Annotated in this window: 21 protein-coding genes; 19 read left to right on the top strand and 2 right to left on the bottom strand. The window is 67.8% G+C overall.

Annotated features, from left to right (window positions below):
- Positions 1–13 precede the first annotated feature (13 nt).
- The 8 genes from AB8P05_RS30695 to AB8P05_RS30660 all read left to right on the top strand — a co-directional run bounded on the left by AB8P05_RS30695 (position 14) and on the right by AB8P05_RS30660 (position 6,133).
- Positions 14–217 carry a hypothetical protein gene (locus AB8P05_RS30695; RefSeq protein WP_472761754.1) on the top strand — a complete coding sequence of 68 codons (204 nt, stop codon included), beginning with the start codon at positions 14–16 and terminating at the stop codon, positions 215–217.
- A gap of 147 nt (positions 218–364) precedes the next feature.
- Positions 365–1,039: an amino acid ABC transporter permease gene (locus tag AB8P05_RS30690; RefSeq protein WP_472761753.1), complete on the top strand. Its 675-nt coding sequence runs from the start codon at positions 365–367 to the stop codon at positions 1,037–1,039.
- Between the two features lie 13 nt (positions 1,040–1,052).
- Positions 1,053–1,706, top strand: a complete 654-nt coding sequence (locus tag AB8P05_RS30685; RefSeq protein ID WP_455175813.1) for an amino acid ABC transporter permease — start codon at positions 1,053–1,055, stop codon at positions 1,704–1,706.
- Positions 1,707–1,736: 30 nt separating this feature from the next.
- On the top strand, positions 1,737–2,546 hold the full coding sequence (locus tag AB8P05_RS30680; RefSeq protein WP_472761752.1) for a transporter substrate-binding domain-containing protein: 810 nt from the start codon (positions 1,737–1,739) through the stop codon (positions 2,544–2,546).
- A gap of 39 nt (positions 2,547–2,585) precedes the next feature.
- Complete coding sequence (locus tag AB8P05_RS30675) at positions 2,586–3,350, top strand: amino acid ABC transporter ATP-binding protein (protein ID WP_455175811.1); 765 nt, start codon at positions 2,586–2,588, stop codon at positions 3,348–3,350.
- Positions 3,351–3,380: 30 nt separating this feature from the next.
- Positions 3,381–4,319: a 2-hydroxyacid dehydrogenase gene (locus tag AB8P05_RS30670; RefSeq protein WP_472761751.1), complete on the top strand. Its 939-nt coding sequence runs from the start codon at positions 3,381–3,383 to the stop codon at positions 4,317–4,319.
- A gap of 12 nt (positions 4,320–4,331) precedes the next feature.
- Positions 4,332–5,399: a LacI family DNA-binding transcriptional regulator gene (locus tag AB8P05_RS30665; protein ID WP_472761750.1), complete on the top strand. Its 1,068-nt coding sequence runs from the start codon at positions 4,332–4,334 to the stop codon at positions 5,397–5,399.
- Positions 5,396–6,133 carry a 2-keto-4-pentenoate hydratase gene (locus AB8P05_RS30660; RefSeq protein ID WP_455175808.1) on the top strand — a complete coding sequence of 246 codons (738 nt, stop codon included), beginning with the start codon at positions 5,396–5,398 and terminating at the stop codon, positions 6,131–6,133. Before AB8P05_RS30665 ends, AB8P05_RS30660 begins: the two co-directional genes overlap by 4 nt.
- Positions 6,134–6,165: 32 nt before the next feature.
- Here AB8P05_RS30660 and soxR read toward each other — a convergent pair whose 3' ends face one another.
- Positions 6,166–6,621, bottom strand: a complete 456-nt coding sequence (gene soxR / locus AB8P05_RS30655; RefSeq protein WP_472761749.1) for a redox-sensitive transcriptional activator SoxR — start codon at positions 6,619–6,621, stop codon at positions 6,166–6,168.
- 196 nt (positions 6,622–6,817) lie between these two features.
- Between soxR and AB8P05_RS30650 the strand changes: the two genes are divergently transcribed.
- Entirely contained in the window at positions 6,818–7,963 is a 1,146-nt protein-coding gene (locus AB8P05_RS30650) for an HPP family protein (protein ID WP_472761748.1), read from the top strand.
- A 345-nt stretch (positions 7,964–8,308) separates the two neighbouring features.
- Here AB8P05_RS30650 and AB8P05_RS30645 read toward each other — a convergent pair whose 3' ends face one another.
- The gene (locus AB8P05_RS30645; protein ID WP_455175805.1) at positions 8,309–9,238 is read right to left on the bottom strand and encodes a replication protein RepA; all 930 of its coding nucleotides are present in this window, start codon (positions 9,236–9,238) and stop codon (positions 8,309–8,311) included.
- Between the two features lie 936 nt (positions 9,239–10,174).
- Here AB8P05_RS30645 and AB8P05_RS30640 point away from each other — a divergent pair.
- The 10 genes from AB8P05_RS30640 to AB8P05_RS30595 all read left to right on the top strand — a co-directional run bounded on the left by AB8P05_RS30640 (position 10,175) and on the right by AB8P05_RS30595 (position 23,577).
- Complete coding sequence (locus tag AB8P05_RS30640) at positions 10,175–11,113, top strand: cation diffusion facilitator family transporter (protein ID WP_472761747.1); 939 nt, start codon at positions 10,175–10,177, stop codon at positions 11,111–11,113.
- Between the two features lie 114 nt (positions 11,114–11,227).
- Positions 11,228–12,241, top strand: a complete 1,014-nt coding sequence (locus tag AB8P05_RS30635; protein WP_472761746.1) for an AAA family ATPase — start codon at positions 11,228–11,230, stop codon at positions 12,239–12,241.
- A complete protein-coding gene (locus AB8P05_RS30630) occupies positions 12,231–13,166 on the top strand; it encodes a ParB/RepB/Spo0J family partition protein (RefSeq protein WP_472761745.1) in 936 nt (311 codons plus the stop codon). Before AB8P05_RS30635 ends, AB8P05_RS30630 begins: the two co-directional genes overlap by 11 nt.
- Positions 13,167–13,272: 106 nt before the next feature.
- A complete protein-coding gene (locus AB8P05_RS30625; RefSeq protein ID WP_472761744.1) occupies positions 13,273–14,793 on the top strand; it encodes a malonate--CoA ligase in 1,521 nt (506 codons plus the stop codon).
- Positions 14,794–14,927: 134 nt separating this feature from the next.
- Entirely contained in the window at positions 14,928–15,737 is an 810-nt protein-coding gene (locus AB8P05_RS30620) for a polysaccharide deacetylase family protein (protein ID WP_472761743.1), read from the top strand.
- 115 nt (positions 15,738–15,852) lie between these two features.
- On the top strand, positions 15,853–17,556 hold the full coding sequence (locus AB8P05_RS30615; protein WP_472761742.1) for a LytS/YhcK type 5TM receptor domain-containing protein: 1,704 nt from the start codon (positions 15,853–15,855) through the stop codon (positions 17,554–17,556).
- A gap of 25 nt (positions 17,557–17,581) precedes the next feature.
- Positions 17,582–18,301 carry a two-component system response regulator BtsR gene (gene btsR, locus AB8P05_RS30610; protein WP_472761741.1) on the top strand — a complete coding sequence of 240 codons (720 nt, stop codon included), beginning with the start codon at positions 17,582–17,584 and terminating at the stop codon, positions 18,299–18,301.
- Between the two features lie 206 nt (positions 18,302–18,507).
- Complete coding sequence (locus tag AB8P05_RS30605) at positions 18,508–19,251, top strand: TetR/AcrR family transcriptional regulator (protein WP_472761740.1); 744 nt, start codon at positions 18,508–18,510, stop codon at positions 19,249–19,251.
- Entirely contained in the window at positions 19,248–20,489 is a 1,242-nt protein-coding gene (locus AB8P05_RS30600; protein ID WP_472761739.1) for an efflux RND transporter periplasmic adaptor subunit, read from the top strand. The genes AB8P05_RS30605 and AB8P05_RS30600 overlap by 4 nt, the downstream gene beginning before the upstream one ends.
- 10 nt (positions 20,490–20,499) lie before the next feature.
- Positions 20,500–23,577, top strand: a complete 3,078-nt coding sequence (locus AB8P05_RS30595; RefSeq protein ID WP_455175795.1) for a multidrug efflux RND transporter permease subunit — start codon at positions 20,500–20,502, stop codon at positions 23,575–23,577.
- Positions 23,578–23,587: the final 10 nt, after the last annotated feature.

Here is a 23,587-nt window from a genome sequence, read left to right as displayed (position 1 = left end):
GGCGGCACTCCTCATGCTGATGGTCGTGCTGATGGTCGTGCTGATGGACGGGCCGGGCGACACTCTCCGGCTGCCGATGAAACGTCCGGTCGCAGGGGAAGGTTTCGCCACCCGTCCATGCAAGGCCCCGCCGAACGTCTGGTACACGAATTGTCACGACTCTCCTCATTTTCCGTTGCGTATTTGGATCGATCCAATTAGCCTGTCCAAAGACTGAGGGGCACCGGACGGCGACAGCGAAGCCGCCGCGGCCCAGTCGATGGCGCCGGGCGACGATCCCGGATGGACGCCCGACGGACAAAGGCGATCCGCGCGATGCCGGCCCTTGGACAAGCCGGCGCGACGCGGGTGCGGAGGAACGCCCGTGACCTACGATTTTCAATTCGACGCGGTGTTCGCGTCGTGGGACATGCTGCTGGGCGGGGCCTGGCTGACGATCAAGCTGTCGTTCGGCGCCATGGCCATCGGGCTGGTGGTCGCCATCCTCTGCGCGCTGGGCAAGACCTCGGGTCCGAAGCCGGTGCGCTGGCTGATCAACGCCTATATCGAGGTCATCCGCAACACGCCCTTCCTGGTCCAGATCTTCCTGATCTTCTTCGGGCTGCCGACCGTCGGCCTCAGGCTGTCGCCGGACGTGGCGGCGCTTATCGCGATGGTCGTCAATGTCGGCGCCTATGCCACCGAAATCATCCGCGCCGGCATCGAATCCATCCACAAGGGCCAGATCGAGGCCGGTCTGGCGCTGGGGCTGAGGCCGCTGCAGGTCTTCCGCTACGTCGTGCTGAAGCCGGCGTTGCGCACGGTCTATCCGGCGCTGACCAGCCAGTTCATCCTGCTGATGCTGAGTTCCAGCATCGTGTCCGCCATCTCCGCGGACGAGCTGACGTCGGTCGCCAACAACATCCAGTCGCAGACCTTCCGCAGCTTCGAGATCTACATCGTCGTGACCGGCATCTATCTGGTGCTGGCGCTGATGTTCTCGGCCCTGTTCGCCGGCATCTACCGGCTGGCCTTCGCCTACTCCGTCGACCGGCGCTGAAGGAGGCCGCAAGATGATCCGCGCCTTCGGATACAACGAGTTCCTGTTCCTGCTGAGCGCCGTGCAATGGACGCTGCTGCTGTCGGCCATCGCCTTCATCGGCGGCGGCATCGTCGGCCTGTTCGTGGCGCTCGGCCGCACGTCGGACGTGAAGCCGCTGCGCTGGCTGGCGACCGGCTACATCCAGATCTTCCAGGGCACGCCGCTGCTGATGCAGCTGTTCCTGGTCTTCTTCGGCGCCACCGTCGTGGGCATCGACATGAGCCCGTGGGTCGCCGCTGCACTCGGCCTGACGCTGAACACCAGCGCCTTCCTGGGCGAGATCTGGCGCGGTTGCATCCAGTCGGTGCCCAAGGGCCAGTGGGAGGCGGCGTCGGCGCTCGGCCTGCGCTATCCCGGCCTGATGCGCTACGTGATTCTGCCGCAGGCGGTAAAGGTCGCGGTGCCGCCCACCGTCGGCTATCTGGTCCAGGTCATCAAGGGCACCTCGCTCGCCGCCATCATCGGCTTCGTCGAGTTGACCCGCGCCGGCCAGATCGTCAACAACGCCACCTTCCAGCCCTTCCTGGTCTTCGGCATCGTCGCCGCGATCTATTTCGCGCTGTGCTGGCCGCTGTCGCTGTTGAGCCAGCGTCTGGAAGCCCGCTACGCCGCTCCAACGCGTTGAAACCCCTAAAATCACCCGGAGGAAACAAAGATGGCCTTCACCGTCACCCGCCGCCTGATCGTCGCCGGCGCCCTGCTGACCGCCACAATTGGCCTCACCGCCACCGCGCAGGCCCAGAGCGTCGAGGACATCAAGGGCAAGGGCAAGCTGACCGTCGGCATGCTGGTCGACTTCCCGCCCTTCGGCATCACCAGCAGCGACGGCAAGCCGGACGGCTATGACGCCGACGTCGCCAAGCTGATGGCCAAGCACATGGGCGTGCCGGTGGACATCGTGCCGGTCACCGGGCCGAACCGCATCCCCTACCTGCTGACCGGCAAGGTGGACGTGCTGGTCGCCTCGCTCGGTATCACGCCGGAACGCGCCAAGCAGGTCGCCTTCTCCGACCCCTACGCCGCCATCGAGATCGGGCTGCTCGCCCCGCAGAAGTCGCCGATTGCCAAGGCGGAGGATCTGTCGGGCAAGAGCGCCGGCGTCGCCCGCGCCAGCACCCAGGACCAGTCGCTGACCGCGGCGGCGCCGAAGGATGCCCGCATCATGCGCTTCGACGACGACGCCAGCGCCGTGCAGGCCCTGCTGTCGGGTCAGGTCGATGCGCTGGGCGTCAGCAACGTGGTGGCGCAGCAGATCAAGACGATGGCGCCGCAGGCCAACTACGAGATGAAGTTCGTGCTGAGGAGCCAGGTGCAGGGTGTGGCCATGCGCCAGGGCCAGGACAAGCTGCAGGCCTGGGTCAACGGCTTCCTCGACACGGTGAAGAAGAACGGGGAGCTGAACGCCGTCCATCAGAAGTGGCTGGGCACCGACCTGCCGGCGGCGGTCACGTCCGGCAAGTCCTGAGCTTGAAGCAACCGCATGTCCCCGGTGGAGGGTAAGACCATGGCAGTGGCGTCCGGACCGATGAGCGCGGATGTCGTCATCCGCATGGAAGGCGTCCAGAAATGGTACGATCACTTCCAGGTGCTGAAGGACATCGACCTGGAGGTCCACCGGGGCGAGCGGATCGTCATCTGCGGCCCGTCCGGATCGGGGAAATCGACCCTGATCCGCTGCATCAACCAGCTGGAGCGCCACCAGAAGGGCCGCATCACCGTCAACGGTGTCGAGCTTGGGCCGCACCACCGCCAGCTCGACACCGTGCGGCGGGAGGTCGGCATGGTGTTCCAGAGCTTCAACCTGTTCCCGCACCTGACCGTGCTGGAGAACTGCATGCTGGCGCCCTTGAAAGTGCGAGGCGTGACCAAGGACGAGGCGAAGGCCACCGCCATCCGCTATCTGGAGCGGGTACGCATCCCCGAACAAGCGGACAAGTATCCCGGCCAGCTGTCGGGCGGCCAGCAGCAGCGCGTCGCCATCGCCCGGTCGCTCTGCATGAACCCGAAGGTGATGCTGTTCGACGAGCCGACCTCCGCGCTCGACCCCGAAATGGTCAAGGAGGTGCTGGACACCATGATCGGATTGGCGGAAGACGGCATGACCATGCTGTGCGTGACGCACGAGATGGGATTCGCCAAGTCGGTCGCCCACCGCGTGATCTTCATGGACCGCGGCGAGATCGTCGAGCAGAACACGCCTGAGGAGTTCTTCACCGCCCCGAAATCGGAGCGGACGCGGAGCTTCCTCGGCCAGATTCTGGCCCATTGAGGACCTTTCGTTCCACCAAGGACAGTCGTGATGAAGCCCGAAATCCTCCTCGTCGAACCCATGATGCCCGCCATCGAGCAGGCGCTGGACGCGGCCTACACCGTCCACCGCCTGTCGGCGGCCCCCGATCGCGACCGGCTGGTCGCCGGGCTGGCCGACCGGGTGCGCGCCGTCGTCACCGGCGGTGGGACCGGCGTGAAGAACGCTGTGGTCGACGCCCTGCCCAAGCTGGGGATCGTCGCCATCAACGGCGTCGGCACCGACGCGGTCGACCTGGAGCATTGCCGCGGCCGCGGCGTGCGCGTCACCAACACGCCCGACGTGCTGACCGACGACGTGGCGGACCTCGCCATCGGGCTGCTGATCGCCGCCTCGCGCCGGATGATGGTGGGCGACCGCTTCGTCCGGGCCGGGCAATGGCCGAAGGGCAAGCTGCCGCTCGCCCGCAAGGTCAGCGGCAAGCGGCTGGGCGTGTTGGGGCTGGGCCGCATCGGCGAGGCCATCGCCAAGCGCGCCGAGGCCTTCGGCATGACCATCGCCTACACCAACCGCAAGCCGCGCGAGGGCGTGTCCTACCGCTTCGTCGCCTCGCCGGTCGATCTGGCGCGCGAGTGCGACATCCTGGTGGTCGCAGCCTCGGCCGGGCCGGACGCCCGCAACATGGTCGGACGCGCCGTGCTGGACGCGCTGGGTCCCGATGGCCTGCTGGTCAACGTCGCCCGCGGCAGCGTGGTGGACGAGCCGGAACTGCTGGCGGCGCTGACCGAAGGCCGGATCGGCGGGGCCGGGCTGGACGTCTTCGCCGACGAACCCAACGTGCCGGAGGGATTCTACGGCCTCGACAACGTGGTCCTGCAGCCGCATCAGGCCAGCGCCACGGTGGAGACACGCACGGCGATGGGCCAGCTGGTGCTGGACAATCTGGAAGCCTTCTTCGCCGGCCGGCCCTTGCCGACCGCCGTGGTGTGAGGCCCCGCCAGCGTGGCCAGATCGCCGGATAGCAGCAGACCGGGAAACGACCGCATCACCCTGACGGAGGTCGCCGGCCATGCCGGGGTGTCGCGGTCGACGGTGTCGCTGGTGCTGCGCGGTAGCCCGCTGGTGGCGGCGGAGACGCGGGAGCGGGTCCAGGCGGCCATGGCGGCGCTGGGCTACATCTACAACCGCGGCGCCGCCACCCTGCGCGCCGCCCGCACACAGACGGTCGGGCTGCTGGTCTGCGAACTGAACAACCCCTTCTATGCCGAGCTGACGGCGGGGATGGACGATGTGCTGGACGCCGAGGGCTTCGTCGCCTTCATCGCCAACACCGCCGAGCAGCCGGAGCGGCAGGAGCGTTTCCTGCAGCGGATGCGGGAACACAATGTCGACGGCGTGATCCTCTGCCCCGCCGCCGGAACGCAAGGCGAGCTGCTGGACCGGCTGGACCTCTGGCGCCTGCCCTGCGTACAGGCCCTGCGCTTCGTCTCCGATCGGGGCCGCGACTATGCCGGCGTCGATTACCAAGCGGGCGTGGAGACGGTCGTCGGTCATCTGGTCGCGCTGGGCCATCGCCGGATCGCCTTCGTCGGCGGGACGCTGGACCATTCCGCCTATGTGGCCCGCCATGCCGGCTTCACCGCGGCGATGCGGCGGCATGGGCTGGCCGACGATCTGGTCCTGCGCTGCCCGCTGACCCGGCGGGCGGGTGCCGAGGTGGCGGACGATCTGCTCAATCGGCCGCAGGCCCCGACGGCGGCCCTGTGCTACAACGACGTGGTGGCGCTGGGGCTGATGCTGGGGCTGGAGGCGCGCGGCCTCAGGGCCGGGCGCGATCTGGCCGTCACCGGCTTCGACGACGTGCCGGAGGCAGCACTCAGCCGCCCGGCGCTCACCACCGTCGCCACATCCGCAAGGCAGATCGGGCAGGAAGCCGCCCGCCTGCTCCTGCGCCGAATCGCCGACCCGCAGGGCCCGCCCGAGCGGATCATCCTGCCGAGCCGGCTGGTCGTCCGCCAATCCTGCGGCGCCCCCTCTCCTTCAATCCACCACAGAGACCTGTCATCATGACCGATACCGTCGAGGCCCTGATCGCGGCGCGCGAGACCCGCAAGTGGCTGACCGGGCTGGAAAGCCGCCCCGCCGACGAGGCGGAGGCCTATGCGATCCAGGACGCCGTCGCCCGCCGCCTGGGTCCCGTCACCGCCTGGAAGGTCGGCGCCGCCACGCCCGACGCCGAGCCCTTCCGCGCGCCGATCAACGCCGCCACCGTCTTCGAGGGCACCGGCCATCTGCCGGCCAACATGTTCCAGGTCATCGGGGTGGAGGCGGAGATCGCCTACCGCTTCGGCCGCGACCTGCCGGCGCGCGAGCAGCCCTACACGCGGGACGAGGTCCTGGACGCCGTGGCTTCGGTCCATCCGGCCTGGGAGATCGTCGACACCCGCTTCACCGGCTTCGGCAGCCAGGACCGGCTCAGCCACATGGCGGACCAGTTCAACCACGGCGCGCTGATCGTCGGCCCGGCCATCGCCGACTGGCGCGCCCTCGACCCGCTCACGGAGGCGGTGACGCTTGAGGTCGACGGCGAGACCAAGGTGGAGACGGTCGGCGGCAACAGCGCCGGCGACCCGGTGCGGCTGCTGGTGTGGATGGCCAATGTCGGCGCTCGCAGCTTCGGCGGCCTGCATGCCGGCGAGGTGGTCACCACCGGCTCCTGCACCGGCACCGTCTTCGTCCAGCCGGGCAGCCGGTCGGTCGCCCGCTATGGCACCATGGGTACCCTGACCCTGACGGTGGACTGACCGCACAGGGGAATGGCGCCGGGCCGCGATCCTCACGACGGATCCAGCAGGCGCGGCCCGGCGCCGCCATCCCCCAGCTCGTCCCACGGGTTCCGCAGCGGGCAGTCGCGGATCGACAGGCAGCCGCAGCCGATGCAGCCATCGAGATTGTCGCGCAGCTTCGTCAGCTTGGTGATGCGCTCGTCCAACTCCTGCCGCCAGCGCTCCGACATCCGTTGCCAGTCGGCGGTGGTCGGCGTGCGGTCCTCCGGCAGGGCGTTCAGTGCGTCGGCGATGGAGGCGAGCGAGATGCCCAGCCGCTGCGCCACCTTGATCACCGCCACCCGCCGCAGAACGTCGCGGGTAAAGCGGCGCTGGTTGCCGGCATTGCGCCAGCTGTGGATCAGCCCCTGCGCCTCGTAGAAATGGATGGTCGAGACCGCGACGCCCGACCGGCGCGCCACCTCGCCCACCGTCAGGTCCTTGTCATAGTCCTCCAGCGACAGCATCCCAGCCCCCTCCCCGTTTCCGCAACCCTCCGTCCCGCCAGTCTGGCGGTATTTCCGCTTGACCTCAAGTTCTGTTGAGGTTTTAGCCTGCCCCGACTTTGCCGATGAAACAGGCAGACTGCCGAGTGCGTAATCAGGGGAATGGGGACCGAATGACGAGGGGAAAGCTTGCCGCCTTGCGCAAGCGTCTGGCGGGATGGGGGAGCTTGTGTTCCGGCCGATCCTGCCCGGCGCCACGCTGCGCGACCGCATGATCGCCTGCTGCGGCGCGCTGCTGGGCATCGCCGCGACCGGGCTGCTCTGCCGCAACATGCTGACCTACATGTCCAGCGCGCCGGTCCTGGTGGCGCCGATGGGGGCGTCGGCGGTGCTGCTGTTCGCCGTGCCGGCCAGCCCGCTGGCCCAGCCCTGGTCGATCGTCGGCGGCAACACGTTGTCGGCCGTGGTCGGGGTGCTGGTCGCCGCCGTCATCCCCGACCCGATGCTGGCCGGTGGCGCGGCGGTGGCGCTGGCCATCGCCACCATGTCGCTGACCCGCTGCCTCCACCCGCCGGGCGGGGCCGCCGCCCTGACCGCGGTGCTGGGTGGGCCGGCGGTGGCGGAGATGGGGATCAAGTTCGCCTTCTTCCCCGTCGCGGTGAACTCCATCCTGCTGCTGATCGCCGGGCTGATGTTCCACCGGCTGTCCGGCCACCGCTATCCCCACAAGGCGGTGAACACCCACCGCACCAGCGATCCGCCGCCGCAGCTGCGCCCCGGCCTGACCCAGGGCGACGTGGACGTCGCATTGCGCCGGCTGGCCGAGACGCTGGACGTCAGCCGCGAGGATCTCGGCGCCCTGCTGGTCAATGCCGAGCTGCATGCGCTGGAACGGCTGCATGCCGACATCAGCTGCCGGGACATCATGTCCCGCGACGTCATTTCGGTCACGCCGGACACCCACCCTCAGGTGGCCCGCGCCCGGCTGCTGGAGCATGGATTCCGCACCCTGCCGGTGGTGGATGCCCGGAACGCCGTCGTCGGCATCGTCGGGCACGAACAGCTGTCGCATGGCGACACCGGCCGCAGCGGCGCCCGCGTCGCCGGCGTCATGGTGCCGGCGGCAACCGAGCTTCCCGACACGCCGGTCTTCCGCCTGCTGGGCCGCCTGTCGGACGGGCGGACCCATGACGTGGTGATCGTCGACCAGGACCGCCGGGTGCTCGGCATGGTCACCCAGACCGACCTGCTGGTGGTGCTGGCCCGCACCGCCCTTGCCCGTGCGGTGCAGACCGGAGTGGACGGGCTGAACGGGACGCTGCCGCGCAGCCATCTGCGGGATGTCTCCGGCGGCCGGGCGTAGCGGCCGTTCCCCCTTCGCCGCGCCCAGAGCGGAGGGGGAATGGAACGTTTGAAACAGCGTGAAACAGGATTTCAGACCTGTTTCACTGTTCAACTCACAGCCGGGAGCATCGTACGGAGACAGGAGCGGTAACGATGGCACCCGGCTGGACACGCGCGTTCTCCCGGATTCTCTGACAGGTTATTTTTCCTATCACAAACCGGGCGAAGGGATAAGCGTGGGGTTGAAATCCGCGGATGCCTGACTGTTCGGGTCCTGAACTCTGGTGACGGGCATCCTAGAGCCTGAAGCGTCACCAGAGTTCAAGACCGTAATCGCCCACCGTCACCAAAGTTCAGCGGCTCTTCACGCGATGCGTGCCATCGCCCGTTCGTTGATCGGCGGGCGGGACGGGTAGAGGATCAGCCCTTCGGCCGCTTCTTCGACACGGGCGTCGGGGTAGGCGGCCATGGCGTATTTCAGGTTCGGGATGAACTTGGTCTTGAACTGGCGGACCAGGGCATAGCCGGCGCCGAACTGGCCGTGCAGCGCCGCCCAGGTGATCGGGGTCGGCTTTTCCAGCGAATGCAGCCGGTAGGCCAGCCAGATATAGACGTCGAGCGCCATCGACTTGCCGCTGATCGCCTTCAGCGCCTCTTCCGCCACCGGAACCGGATGTTCGCGCAGGGCCTTGAAGAAGCTGTCGCTGAGGCGGACCGTCTCGGTGAACAGGGTTCCCTGGCGGTCGTCGGGCCGGCGCAGCTGGATGGCGTCGGCGACGATCGATTCCTTGCTCTGCCGCCGGCCGCCATCGGCGTCGGTGAAGAAGGTCAGATGGCAGGCGGACAGGCGCGCGGCCTGATCCTCCACATCGCGATAGGCCTTGCCGCAGATCGGAATGTCCATCCGCTTCAGCCAGTCATGCATGGAGCCGCCAAGCTCCACCTCCGGATTGCCGGTCTGGATGGCGCGGGTCTGGAGATAGAGCAGGATCATGCGCGCCCGGCTGCCGTAGGGCACGCCGATTCGGCGGGTGACGCCGTTGCGATCCTCGATCACGCCAGGCTGGATCACCAGCTTGACCTTGTGGCCCGGCCGTTCCCAATGCTGATCGTCGGGAAGCTGGCGGTGGGGCAGCGCCGTCTGGCAGAATCCGGCATAGGTGATGCCGAGCTTGCCGTTTTCGGCCGCCTGGACCGCGGCGGCGATGTCGATCAGCGGCCGTTCCTCGTCCGAAACGAGGGCCAGCGCACCGTCACGGCCGTGAGTCTCGATCAACCGATGAATGCTGCCCATGCCGCCCTCCCTTTCCTGGTCACCCGCGTTTGGCCATCAGTTCCTGGCCATTCGTTTCTGGCCTCCATGACCGTCTTGTGACCGCCGGATGACCGAACCTGCCAGATACAACACTCCGGATCGCGCCGAAGGCAATTTGAACCTTAGTGACGCAGGCTAATTGGAAGCTATTTGGAACCAACTATTAGATTCGTCACCAAGGTTCAGGGGATAAGTCCGAGTCGCGTCACCACAGTTCAAGGATGGCGTCACCAGAGTTCAGGGGGAAAAACGGGGGGCCTGTGGACGAATCGCGGCGTCCGATGCCTTGCCGGCTTGAACCTTGGTGACGCCTGGGCTGACGAGTCGCGGTGATCCGGACCACCTGAGTCGCGATGGGCGTCACCAAAGTTCAAGGATTCCAGCGGGTAAGGCGCGGTGGTCTTGCCGGGCCTTGTTTGGTGTCTGCTGAGTGGCCGGATGATGGTCCTTCATCACTTCATTATTTAAATTCAACGACTTACTCGTTGTCCCCGCGAAGGTGGGGATCCACGGAACGCCGCATGGAAACTCCCGAGTCGGCTGGATTCCCGCCTTCGCGGGAATCCAGCCGACAGGTGTGGAGGTGGGCTTTCCGGGTTTTGTGGCCCTTCATCGCCCCTTCCATGGTCGGAGCGTCACCAAAGTTCAAACGCGCGGTCGAGTCGATCCGGGGCCGCCGGCGTCACCAAAGTTCAAACCGTGGCGCCCGACATTCCGGCGGGGCGTCACCAAAGTTCAGGAGTCATGCCGAGTCGGTTTGGATGGGAGCGTCACCAAAGTTCAAACCCGACGGCAGGGTGTCCCATCGGGGCGTCACCAAGGTTCAGGTGCTCCGATCCCGGTGGAACCGTGCGGCAGCGGCGGAGTTGTTTGCCCACGGGGCTGAACAGGCGGGGGACCATGGCGCAGGAAGCGATGACCACTTCGGTGGGTGGATCGGGGGCGGAATCGGCGAAGGTGGTCCTGGCGGCCATCGCCGCCAACCTCGCCATCACCGTCACGAAGTTCGTGGCGGCGGCGCTGACCGGCAGCTCCTCCATGCTGAGCGAGGCGGTCCATTCCCTGGTCGACAGCGGGAACGAGGCGCTGATGCTGGTCGGGCTGAAGCGCTCCAGGAAGCCGCCCGACGACCGCCACCCCTTCGGCTACGCGCGCGAGCTGTATTTCTGGACCTTCGTCGTGGCGCTGGTGATCTTCGCCGGCGGGGCGGTGGTGTCGATCTATGAAGGGGTGGAGAAGATCCTGCACCCCGAGCCGGTCCAATCGCCCTGGATCAACTTCGTCGTGCTCGGCGTCGCCGTGGTGATGGAGGGGATCAGCTGGCTGGTGGCGCTGCGCGCCTTCAACGCCGGCCGCGGCAAGGCCGGCATCTTCGAGACCGTCCAGGCCAGCAAGGACCCCACCGTCTTCATGGTGCTGTTCGAGGACAGCGCCGCCCTGGTCGGCCTGATCATCGCCGCCGCCTGCCTGTCCGCCGACCTGCTGCTGGACCAGCCGGTGTTCGACGGCATCGGGTCGGTGCTGATCGGGCTGGTGCTTGCGGTCACCGCCGGTTTCCTCGCCTATGAGACGAAGAGCCTGCTGATCGGCGAGTCGGCCCGTCCCGATCTGGTCCGCGGGGTGCGCGCCCTGCTGCGGGAGGAGCCCGCCATCGAGCGCGTCAACGAGGTGCTGACCACCCATCTCGGCCCGGAGGTGGTGATCGTCAATCTCAGCCTCGACCTGCGGGACGAGGTGAGCGCCGGCGAGGTGGAGAAGGCTATCGCCCGCATCGACCGGCGGGTGAAGGACCGCTTTCCAGAGATCAGCCGCGTCTTCACCGAGTTGCGGGCGGGCGGGCCGGTTCCGGGGTGATTGTTGTGGCAACTCACCGTGCCCTCCATTGACAAAGTTCCGGCAACTTGCTCAGACTCCGCCCACCCGTGTGGTCGTCCATATCGGGGCCGGAGTCGAGGGGGAATGACGGGAATGCTGTCGATTGGGGGCGACGACATGCGCCAGTTGCGCGAGCGTCGCGGCGAGAACCAGACGCAGTTCGCCGAATGGCTGAACGCGCAGCTTGGCCGCAGCTATACCAAGGCGCGGATCAGCCGCTGGGAAAGCGGGGCGGAGCGCATCCCGCAGCAGCTGGTCGATTTCCTGACCCGCCACAAGGCGGACGAGCGTCCCCGCGTCGCCACATATCTGGCGGTCGCCAACCAGAAGGGCGGCGTCGGCAAGACCGCCACCGCCGTCAACCTGGCCTATGCCCTGACGGAGGGCGGGGCGCGGGTGCTGCTGATCGACTGCGATTCGCAGAGCAACGCCACCGTCCATGTCGGCATCGGCAACGCCGCCATCGTCGCTTTGGAGCAGCAGCGCAAGACACTCTATTACGTGCTGCGCTCCGAAGAGCCGCTGACCTCGGTCATCATGCCCACGGCGGAGCGCGGGCTGGACCTCGCGCCGGCCGGGCTGTCGCTGGCCGACGCCGACGTGGAGCTGGCGGCGGATTCCACCGGCGGGCTGATCCTGCGGGAGAAGCTGGACGAGGTGCGCCACGCCTATGATTTCGTGGTGATGGACTGCGCGCCGAATCTGGGGCTGGTGACCGCCAACGCGCTGTCGGCGGCGGAGCTGGTGGTGGTGCCGGTGCAGACGGAGGCGCTGGCCCTGCTGGGCGTCAAGCGGCTGGTCGACACCATCGGCCGCATCCGCCGCCGGGTGAACCCCAGCTTGCGCATCGCCGGCATCATCCCGACCATGTACAACGACCGGCTGACCCAGGACCGAGCGACGTTGCAGGAGCTGATGGAGTCCTACGCCGATCAGGTGCCGGTCTTCGACCCCATCCCGCGCGCGACCGTCTATGGCAAGGCGGCGGCGGCCGGCATGATCACGCTGGCGGGCGATCCGAAGGCGCCGGGGGCCGAGACCTTCCGCGAGGTGGCGCGCCAGATCCGCGCCTATGCCCAGAACCGGGAGGGCGTCCATGTCGCGTAAGTTCGAACGCAAGACCCGCGAACTGCTGGGTACCGCCGCCGAGCCGGGTGGCGTGGGGGGCGCCATGGCGGGCGGGCTGACGGTGGGCAGCGACCGGCTGTTCGGTACCTCGGCCGGCTTCCCGCATGTGGTGGAGCTGGACCTTGCCCGCGTCCACCGCAACCCCGACCAGCCCCGCCGCCATTTCGACGAGGCGGAGCTGCGCAGCCTCGCCTCCTCCATCGAGCGGCATGGGCTGCAGAACCCGATCCTGGTCCGCCCGCTGCCCCAGGGCGAATATCTGCTGATCGGCGGCGAGCGCCGGGTGCGCGCGCACGAGATGCTGGGCCGCAAGACGGTCTTCGCCATCCTGACCTCCGGCGACCCGGACGAGATCGGGCTGATCGACAATGTCCAGCGCGTCGACCTGAACGCGGTGGAATATGCCGCGGCGCTGGCCCGGCTGATCGACAAGCACGGCTACACCCATGACGAGCTGGCCGCCGTGGTCGGGCGCGACCGCACCGACGTGACCAAGCTGCTGGCGATCATGAGCCTGCCGGCGGAGATGCGGGAGGAGTATGCGGCCGGCTTCGCCCATGTCTCGCGCTCCGTCATGATCGAGATCGCCGCCGCCCCGGCGGAGCTGCGCGCCGAGCTGTGGGAGCGCGCCAAGGAGGGGGCGAGCGTCAAGGCGGTGCGGCAGGCCAAGCGCGACCATGCCAAGGGCGGTGCCGATGCGGCCGATGCCCCGAAAGCCGCTGCGCCGGAGCCCGGCCCGAAGGAGGCGATGCGGTCCCTGCAGGCCAGCGTGAAGCGGATCATGCGCGACGTCGCCGTGGTGCGCGAACAGCTCCGCTACCTCGACCCCGACAACCGCGACCGGCTGATGCGGCTGCGCGCGGAGATCGACGCGATCCTGGAGGGGGCGGACGGGGAGGCGTAACGCGCCGTCCGGTCCGGGGCGGGGCGATGTGGGGCGTCCCACAGTGCCCGCCCTCCCCCGCTCCGGTATATGATGGGCGATCCGATCCGCTGGGGGCCGACCGAGCATGACCGACAACTTCTTCGACATCGCCGCCGCGCGCTTTCCCGCCGATGCTGGCGCCCCCTTCATCGAGCTGGAGTCCGGCCGCCGCTACAGCTACCGCGACCTGATGGAGATCAGCGGGCGCTATGCCCGGCTGCTGGCGGAGCTGGGCGTCGCCAAGGGCGACCGCGTGGCGGTGCAGGTGGAAAAGTCGGCGGAGGCGGTCTTCCTCTATCTCGCCTGCCTGCGCGCCGGGGCGGCCTATCTGCCGCTGAACACCGCCTATACGAAGGCGGAGGTCGGCTATTTCCTCGGCGATGCGGAGCCGAAGCTCTTCGTCTGCACGCCGGGCAATGCGGCGGCGCTGGCAGACACCGCGAAAGCGGCCGGGGTCGGGACCCTGCTGACGCTGGGCAGCGACGGTGACGGCAGCCTGGCCGAGCGGGCGGCGGGGCTGGATGCGGAGTTCGCGACGGTGCCTTGCGCGGCGGACGATCTGGCGGCGATCCTCTACACCTCCGGCACCACCGGGCGGTCGAAGGGGGCGATGATGAGCCACCGCAACCTGTCCTCCAACGCCGCCACCTTGCATCGCATCTGGGGCTTCCGGCCGGACGACGTGCTGCTGCACGCCCTGCCGATCTTTCACACCCACGGGCTGTTCGTCGCCACCAACTGCGTGCTGATGAACGGCACCGGCATGCTGTTCCTGCCCAAGTTCGATGCCGACGCTGTCTTCCGGCTGCTGCCGCGCGCGACCGTGATGATGGGAGTGCCGACCTTCTACACCCGCCTGCTGGCCGACCCGCGCCTGACCCGCGAGGCGGCGGCCCACATGCGGCTGTTCATCAGCGGCTCAGCCCCGCTGCTGGCCGACACCCATCGGGAATTCCAGGAGCGCACCGGCCACGCCATCCTGGAGCGCTATGGGATGACCGAGACCGGCATGCTCACCTCCAATCCGCTGGACGGCGAGCGCATCCCCGGCACCGTCGGCTTCCCCCTGCCCGAGGTGTCGGTGCGGGTGGTGGACGAGAAGACGGGGGAGCCGGTCGCCGATGGCGATATCGGCGTGCTGGAGGTGAAGGGACCGAACGTCTTTTCCGGCTATTGGCGCATGCCGGAGAAGACGGCGCAGGAAATCCGCCCCGGCGGCTGGTTCATCACCGGCGACGTCGGGCGCATCGACGAACGCGGCTATGTCCACATCATCGGCCGCGCCAAGGATCTGGTGATCTCCGGCGGCTTCAACGTCTACCCCAAGGAGGTGGAGACGGTGATCGACGCCATCGACGGCGTGGTGGAGTCGGCGGTGATCGGCGTGCCCCATCCCGACTTCGGCGAGGCGGTGATGGCGGTGGTGCTGCGCCGGGCGGGCGCCGGAACGGTGGACGAGGCGGCGGTGATCGGCGCCTGCAGGGAGCAGCTCGCCAACTTCAAGGTGCCGAAGGCGGTGGCCTTCGTGGAGGAACTGCCGCGCAACGCCATGGGCAAGGTGCAGAAGAACCTGCTTCGGGAGACGTACAAGGGGCTGTTCGGGTGAGTGCCGGGGGCTGGTCCGGCCCGCAAGAAATCGCTTGTCCATCGTCGCCGCCGGGAGCAAAGCTCGCGCACCAAGCCCGCCCTACCCCTTTATAAGGAGTAGAGGGGCGCCGACCTTCCGCTGCGTGCCTTGCGATGATGACCCTTCTCCGCCGCGCCGTCCTTCTGCTGGGGCTGGTGGCGGCACTGCCCGTCTCCACGTTGCCCGGCTCAGCCGTGGCTGGACCGCGCAGCTATGCCGCCACCCATGGCGCCGCTCCCTTCGTGACGGCGCATCTGATCCCGGGGTCGGACCTCGACCTCGAGCAGGTGGATCCGACGCTGCCGGGGACCAGGGTGGTGGCGCTGACCATCGACGACGGGCCGGACGCCAACGACCCGCGCATCCTCGACATCCTGCGGGCCCATGGGGCGAAGGCGACCTTCTTCTACATCGGCGCCAAGATCCCGGCCCACCGCGACATCGCCCGGCTGGTCGCGGCGTCGGGCAACGAGGTCGGCAGCCACACCCAGACCCACCCGATGACCACCGACCTCAAGCCGGCCCAGCGCGAGTGGAATCTGGCGCAGGCGGAAGCGGCGCTGGCCTCCGTCGGGGTGACGGCAACCTGGTTCCGGCCGCCCTACGGCGATGTCGACGACGCGCTGGCGCATCTGGCGCGCAGCCATGGCATGGCGACGGTGCTGTGGACCGCCGACAGCCAGGACTGGAAGGACACCGGTCCCGACATCATCCGCCGCCGCGTGGTCGAGCGGCTGGCGCCCGGGGCGGTCGTGCTGATGCACAGCACGAAGGCCGCCACGGTCGCGGCCCTGCCGGCGATTCTGGAAGAGGGAGAGCGGCAGGGATATCGCTTCGTCACCATGACGGAATGGGAGGCGGCGATGCGCGGCGCGGTCACGCCCTCGTTGGCGCTTTTGCATCCGGCTTCGCATCGGCGGTGACGCCGCTCCCCGCTGCCAGAGATGCAAGGATGTCCCATCGGCGGGGACGGCATGCTGATGTAGGATGGCGGCCGAGCAGCGCCCGATGTCCGCGGCGGCTGCCGGGAATGCCGCCATGCCTGTCGAACCCTTCACCCTGATCCTCTCCCTGCTTCAGCAGATGTGCGTCTATCTGGTGATCGCCTATCTGCTGAGCCGGACGCCGCTGTTCCTGCCGCTGACCCATGTGACGGTGCGCTGGCCGCACAAGCTGGCCTGCTACGTGATCTTCTCGATCTTCTGCATCATGGGCACTTACTTCGGCCTGCACATCGACGACAGCATCGCCAACACCCGGGCCATCGGCGCGGTGCTGGGCGGCATCTTCGGCGGGCCGTCGGTGGGGCTGGCGGTCGGGCTGACCGGCGGCATGCATCGCTATTCGCTGGGCGGCATGTCGGCGCTGGCCTGCGCCATCTCCACCATGGCGGAGGGGCTGATCGGCGGTCTGGTCCACCGCCACATGGTGCGCCAAGGCCGGATCGAGCCGCTGTTCAACCCGCTGCGCGTCGGCGCCGTCACCTTCATCGCGGAGGTGGTGCAGATGCTCATCATCCTGGCGGTGGCCCGGCCGTTCGAGGCGGCGGTGCATCTGGTCGAGGTGGTCGCCGCCCCGATGATCGTCGCCAACACGCTGGGGGCGGCGCTGTTCATGCGCATCCTGCTGGAGCGGCGCGTCCTGGACGAGAAGCAGTCCAGCGCCTTTTCCGCCAAGGCGCTGAAGATCGCCGCGCGCTGCGACGGCGTGCTGCGCGGCGGCTTCAACAGCGAGAACAGCACCCGCGTCGCCCGCATCATCTATGAGGAGACCGGCGTCGGCGCGGTCGCCATCACCGACCGGGAGAAGCTGCTGGCCTTCATCGGCATCGGCGACGACCATCACCTGCCCGGCACGCCGATCAGCTCGCGCCAGACCCATCAGGCCATCGCCAACAACCAGGTGATCTATGCCGACGGCAACGAGGTCGCCTATCGCTGCTCGATCAGCCCGACCTGCCGGCTGGGGGCGGCGCTGGTCATCCCGCTGGTGGGCGAGGACGGCGGGGTGATCGGCACGATCAAGCTGTACGAGCCGAAGACCAAGATCTTCTCCACCATCAACCGGACGCTGGGCGAGGGCGTCGCCCGCCTGCTGTCCAACCAGATCCTGGCCGGCCGCTACGAGCAGCAGAAGGCCCTGCTGGCGCAGTCGGAGATCAAGCTGCTGCATGCGCAGGTGAACCCGCATTTCCTGTTCAACGCGCTGAACACCATTTCCGCCGTCATCCGCAACGATCCGGAACGGGCGCGCCAGCTGGTGCAGAACCTGTCCACCTTCTTCCGCAAGAACCTGAAGCGACCCAGCGAGACGGCGACCCTGGCCGACGAGGTGGAGCATGTCAGCGCCTATCTGCAGATCGAGCTGGCGCGCTTCAGCGGCCGGCTGGCGGTGGAGATCGACGTGCCGGACGACCTGCGCCATGCGGCGATGCCGGCCTTCTCGCTCCAGCCGATGGTGGAGAACGCGATCAAGCACGGCACGGCGCAGTTGCTGGACGACGGCCGTGTCCGCATCGCGGCGCGGCGGGAGGGCGGCGACCTGCTGCTGTCGGTGGAGGACAATGCCGGACTGTACGAGGCCAAGCCGGGCGGCGACGGGCTGGGCATGACCATCGTCGACCGCCGCATCCGCAACCGCTATGGCGAGGCGTATGGCGTCTCCATCGCCTGCGACCCCGACGTCTTCACCCGCGTCACCCTGCGCCTGCCCCTGCCCATCGAAGAGACCGTGCCCGCATGACGGCCCACTGCCAGATCGTCCTCCCATGATGAACATCCTGATCGTCGACGACGAGCCGCTGGCGCGGGAGGAACTGCGCCGGATGCTGGAGGAGGCTGCCGACATCCGCGTCGTCGGCGAATGCGCCAACGCCATCGAGGCCATCGGCGCCATCAACCGGCAGGCGCCGGACGTGGTGTTCCTGGACATCCAGATGCCGCGGGTCAGCGGGCTGGAGATGCTGAGCATGCTCGACCCCGAGCGCATGCCGCGCATCGTCTTCCTGACCGCCCATGACGAGTATGCCGTCAAGGCCTTCGAGGAACATGCCTTCGACTATCTGCTGAAGCCGGCCGACCCGGCGCGGCTGGCCAAGACCCTGCAGCGGCTGCGCCGCCAGCATGCCCCGCAGGAGGTCGGCGTCCTGCCGGGAGCGGCCGAACTGCGCCACATCCCCTGCACCGGGGTGAACCGCATCACCCTGATGAAGCTGGCGGATGTGGAGTATGTCGTCTCCCGCCCGGCCGGCGTCTATGTGGTGGGGGAGGACGGGCAGGAGCGCTTTACCGAACTGACCCTGCACACCATCCAGGAAAAGAGCCAGCTGTTCCGCTGCCACCGGCAATTCCTGGTGAATCCGGAGCGCATCCGCGAAATCCATTTCGTCGACGGCGGTCTGGCGGAGATCCTGACCACCGGCGGCCACACCGTGCCGGTCAGCCGCCGCTTCCTGGGGGCGCTGAAGGAACGGCTGGGCATGGGGTGAGGCTGCGCGGGTGGTCTAATGAAGCCCCTCTCCCCTTGCGGGGCTTTGAAACCGAAGGTGATCGCTCTGGTCCAAACCCAATCGGCCTGAGCGCAACGACGCGCAGCGGATGGACAAGCGCATCGGGCCGGTGTACAAACCGCCCAGTCGAGGTGAGTGTGCGCTCACTTCCCTGAACGTATCCAGTTTTTGAAAGACAGCAGCCCATGGCTCCACGCCTGGACAGCCGCGCGCGGCGGCGGGCCATCGTCGATGCCGCCTTGCCGCTTTTCGCGCGCAAGGGTTTCGCCGCGACCACCACCAAGGAGATCGCGCAGGCCGCCGGCGTGTCCGAAGGTCTGATCTTCAAGCATTTCCCGTCCAAGGCCTCGCTCTACGAGGCGATTTTCCTCAGCTGCGTCGACGGCGACCCGGAATATGAGCGGCTGATCGCGCTGCCGCCGGGCACCGCGACGCTGGTGCAGATGATCCAGGGGCTGGTCGGCTATTTCGTGATGCAGGTTCCAGCCGATCCCAGCGAGCGGGCCCGCCAGCGCCTGTCGATCATCAGCCTGCTGGAGGACGGCGAGTTCATGCGGCAGGTCTATGAGGGAATCCGCAGCCGGTTCCTGCCCTGCTTCACCGCCTCCATCGATGCCGCCATCGCCGCCGGCGATCTGGTGCCGGGCCCCATCGACGCGGAGAGCGGGCTCTGGCTCGCCGAGCACCTGTGCGAGATGATGGCGACCGTCTGCCTGTCCGGCGGCACGGTGGTTCCCTACAGCTGCGGCCGTCCGGAGCTTGCGCGGCGAACCGCATGGTTCATCCTGCGTGGGCTTGGCTTGCGCGACGAGGCCATTGCCGAGCAGGAGCGCTGCGGTCATCTGATTTTCCAGTCTCCCCACCACCGCCGGAAGGCGGAACAAGAAATGACGATTCCACACCCGAGAGAGCGGAGTAGCCGATCGTGACCCTGGATCATTCGCCAAAGACCGAGACGTCGTTCGGGCATCCGGCGTCGGAGCCGGGCCACGGCACCCCGCCGCCCCCGCCCCGTCCGCCGCGCAAGCCCGTCACCCGCGGGAGGCTGACCGTGCGCATCATCATCATGCTGGTGGTGCTGGGGCTGCTGGGGGCGGCGCTGTACGGCTTCAATACCTTCCGCGCCAAGGCCATCGCCGACTTCTTCGCCAACAACAAGCCGCCGCCCACCCCGGTGGCGCTGGCGGAGGCGACGGTGCAGACCGTGCCGAAATACCTGTCCGCCATCGGCACGCTGCAGGCGGCGCGTCAGGTGACGGTGGCGCCCGAGGTCGCGGGCCGGGTGGACCGCATCCCCTTCGAATCGGGTGCCCGCGTTAAGGCCGGCGACCCGCTGGTGCAGCTGAACGACGCCACCGAGCAGGCCGACCTGCTGGCCCAGCGCGCCCAGGCGCGTCTGGCGGAGCTGAACCTGGAACGCTACCGCGACCTGCGCCGCAGCCAGGCCACGCCCCAGAGCAACGTCGACCAGTATCAGGCGCAGCTCGACGAGATCAACGCCAACATGAAGCGCACGACCGCCCTGATCGGCCAGAAGCTGATCAAGGCGCCGTTCGACGGCGACCTCGGCATCCGGCAGGTGAACGTCGGCGACTATGTCAATCCCGGCGCCACCATCGTCACGCTGACCGACCTGTCACAGCTCTACATCAACTTCACCCTGCCGGAGCAGGCCTTCCCCAAGCTGTCGGTCGGCCAGGACGTGCTGATCAATGTCGACGCCCTGCCCGGCCGCGATTTCGGGGCCAAGATCACCACCATCGAGCCGCAGGTCAGCGCCGAGACCCGCGCGGTGAAGGTGCAGGCGACCATGGACAACCGCGAACGCCTGCTGCGGCCGGGCATGTTCGCCAACGTCCGCGTCGTCCTGCCGCCGCAGCCCAACACCCTGACCGTGCCGGAAACCGCGGTGGACTACACCGTCTACGGCGATTCCGTGTTCGTGGCGTCGTCGCAGAAGACCCCGGACGGCAAGGAGCAGCTGGTGGTGGAGCGCAAGGCGGTGAAGACCGGCGACCGTCTGGCCAACCGGGTGGAGATCCGCAGCGGCATCAACCCCGGCGACCGCGTCGTGGTGTCGGGCCAGCTGAAGCTCGCCAACGGCGCCGCCGTCGTCCCGGCCGAGAACAACCCGCTGACCCCGCCGCAGTCCCTGCCGCAGAACTGAGGCCGACGCCATGGGCAATTTCACCGACATCTTCATCCGCCGGCCCATCCTGTCCGTCGTGGTCAGCCTGCTGATCCTGCTGGTCGGGGCCCGCGCGATGCTGGAGCTGCCGATCCGGCAGTATCCGCAGCTGCAGAACACGGTCATCACCGTGACCACGAGCTATCCCGGCGCCTCGCCCGAACTGATGCAGGGCTTCATCGCCACGCCGATCGAACAGGCGGTGTCCTCGGCCGAGGGGCTCGACTATCTGACGTCCTCCTCCACCCAGGGGCAGAGCGTCGTCACCGCCTATGTCCGGCTGAACTTCGATCCCAACGTCGCGATGACCGACGTGATGGCGAAGGTGCAGCAGGTGAAGTACCAGCTTCCGCGCGAGGCCAACGACCCGGTCATCCTGAAATCGACCGGCGAGACGACCTCGATCCTCTACATGGGCTTCTCCAGCCCCGACCTGTCCGGGGCGGCGATCTCCGACTATCTGACCCGCGTCGTGCAGCCGGTGCTGTCCACCGTGGACGGCGTGGCGCGCGCCCAGATCCTGGGCGGCCAGACCTTCGCCATGCGCCTGTGGCTGGATCCGGTGAAGATGGCGGCGCGCGGGATCTCGCCGGCCGACGTGTCGGCCGCGGTCACGGCCAACAACTACCAGTCGGCGCCCGGCCAGACCAAGGGCGTCTTCGTCATCTCCAACGTCACCGCCAACACCGGCCTGACCGACGTCGAGCAGTTCCGCGACATGGTGGTGAAGGCGAAGGACGGGGCGCTGGTGCGCATGCGCGACATCGCCACGGTCGAACTCAGTTCCCGCAGCTTCGACGCCAGCGTGGCGATGAACGGGCAGCAGGCGATCTTCATCGGCGTCGACAGCACCCCGACCGGCAACCCGCTGAACATCGTCGCCGACATCCGCAAGATGGAGCCGGACCTGCGGCGCAACCTGCCGCCGGGCATGAAGATGGAGATCGTCTATGACAGCACCCGCTTCATCCAGGCGTCCATCGACGAGGTGGTGAAGACGCTGGTCGAGGCGGTCGCCATCGTCATCGTCGTCATCTTCCTGTTCCTGGGATCCTTCCGGTCGGTGCTGATCCCGATCGTCACCATCCCGCTGTCCATCGTCGGCGCCGCCACCTTCATGCTGGCGCTGGGCTTCTCATTGAACCTGCTGACGCTGCTGGCGATGGTGCTCGCCATCGGTCTCGTCGTGGACGACGCCATCGTCGTGGTGGAGAACATCCACCGGCATATCGAGCACGGAAAATCGGCGGTCGCCGCATCGCTGATCGGCGCGCGGGAGATCATCGGGCCGGTCATCTCCATGACCATCACCCTGGCGGCGGTCTATGCGCCCATCGGCCTGCTGGGCGGCCTGACCGGCGCGCTGTTCCGCGAATTCGCCTTCACGCTGGCCGCATCGGTGATCGTGTCGGGCGTGGTGGCGCTGACGCTGTCGCCGATGATGTGCTCGGTCATCCTGAAGGAAGGCGGATCCCAGGGCCGTTTCGCCGCCTTCCTCGACCGCCAGTTCGAAAAGCTGGCGGACTGGTACGAGCGGCGGCTGCACGGCACGCTGGACTACCGGGCGGCCACGCTGCTGTTCGCGGTCGGCATCCTGGCCAGCGTCGGCTACCTGTTCGCCAACACCATGGCGGAACTGGCGCCGGAAGAAGACCAGGGCATCCTGTTCGGTATCTCCAAGGCGCCGCAATACGCCAACCTCGACTATATCGACAGCTTCGGGAAGCAGATCGACGAGACCTTCGCCAGCTTCCCCGAAACCGACACCCGCTTCGTCCTGACCGGCATGCCGACCCTGAACCAGGGCTTCGCCGGCATGATCCTGAAGCCGTGGGGCGAGCGCGAGCGGTCGGCCAAGGAGTTGCAGCCGCTGGCCCAGGCCGAGCTGAGCAAGGTGACGGGCATCAACGTGTTCCTGGTGTCGCCCCCTGCCCTGCCCGGTTCCACCGGCGGCCTGCCGGTCCAGATGGTGATCTCCAGCCCCGGCGATTACCGGACCATCTACGACGCCATCGAGAGGATCAAGGACGCAGCCACCAAGAGCGGCATGTTCATCATCACCGACAGCGACCTGCAATATGACAGCCCGGTCGTCCGGCTGAAGATCGACCGCGCCAAGGCGGCCGACCTCGGCCTGACCATGCAGTCGGTGTCGAGCACGCTGTCGGTGCTGGTCGGCGGCAACTACGTCAACCGCTTCAACCTGAACGGCCGCTCCTACGAGGTCATTCCGCAGGTGCCACGGGCCGACCGCCTGACGCCGGAATCGCTGACCGGCTATTACGTCACCTCAGGTTCCGGCGCCCAGATCCCGCTGTCCACCGTGGTGTCGGTGGAAACGGGGGTGGAGCCCAACGCGCTGAACAAGTACAACCAGCTGCCGTCGGCCACCTTCTCCGCCGTGCCGATGCCGGGCGTCTCCATGGGTCAGGTCGTCGACTTCCTGGAGGAGCAGGCGCGCACCCAGCTGCCGGCCGGCTTCAACCATGCCTACCTGTCGGAATCGCGTCAGTTCGTGACGGAGGGCAACCAGCTGATGGTCACCTTCGCCTTCGCGCTGGTGGTGATCTATCTGGTGCTGGCGGCGCAATTCGAATCCCTGCGCGACCCTCTGGTGATCCTGGTGTCGGTGCCGATGTCGATCTGCGGCGCGCTGTTGCCGCTGTTCTTCGGGCTGGCCACCATGAACATCTACACCCAGGTGGGTCTGGTGACGCTGATCGGCCTGATCTCCAAGCACGGCATCCTGCTGGTGGAGTTCGCCCGCGAGATGCAGCTGAACGAAGGCGTGGACCGCCGCACCGCGATCGAGCATGCGGCCCGCGTCCGCCTGCGCCCGATCCTGATGACCACCGCGGCGATGGTGGTGGGCCTGCTGCCGCTGCTGACCGCGGCGGGTGCCGGTGCCGCCAGCCGCTTCTCCATCGGCCTCGTCATCGTGGCCGGCATGCTGATCGGCACGCTGTTCACCCTGTTCGTCCTGCCGGCGGTCTACACCCTGCTGGCAAAGGACCACTACGCCGCCTCGCGCTCCACCCGCTCGGAGGAGCTGCGCAGCATGACCTGACGCTTCGTCG

This window comes from Azospirillum sp. VT-I1, from assembly GCF_055698305.1.
Note: the sequence above shows the minus strand (reverse complement) of the source record. Positions and strands in the feature narration are given on the sequence as shown.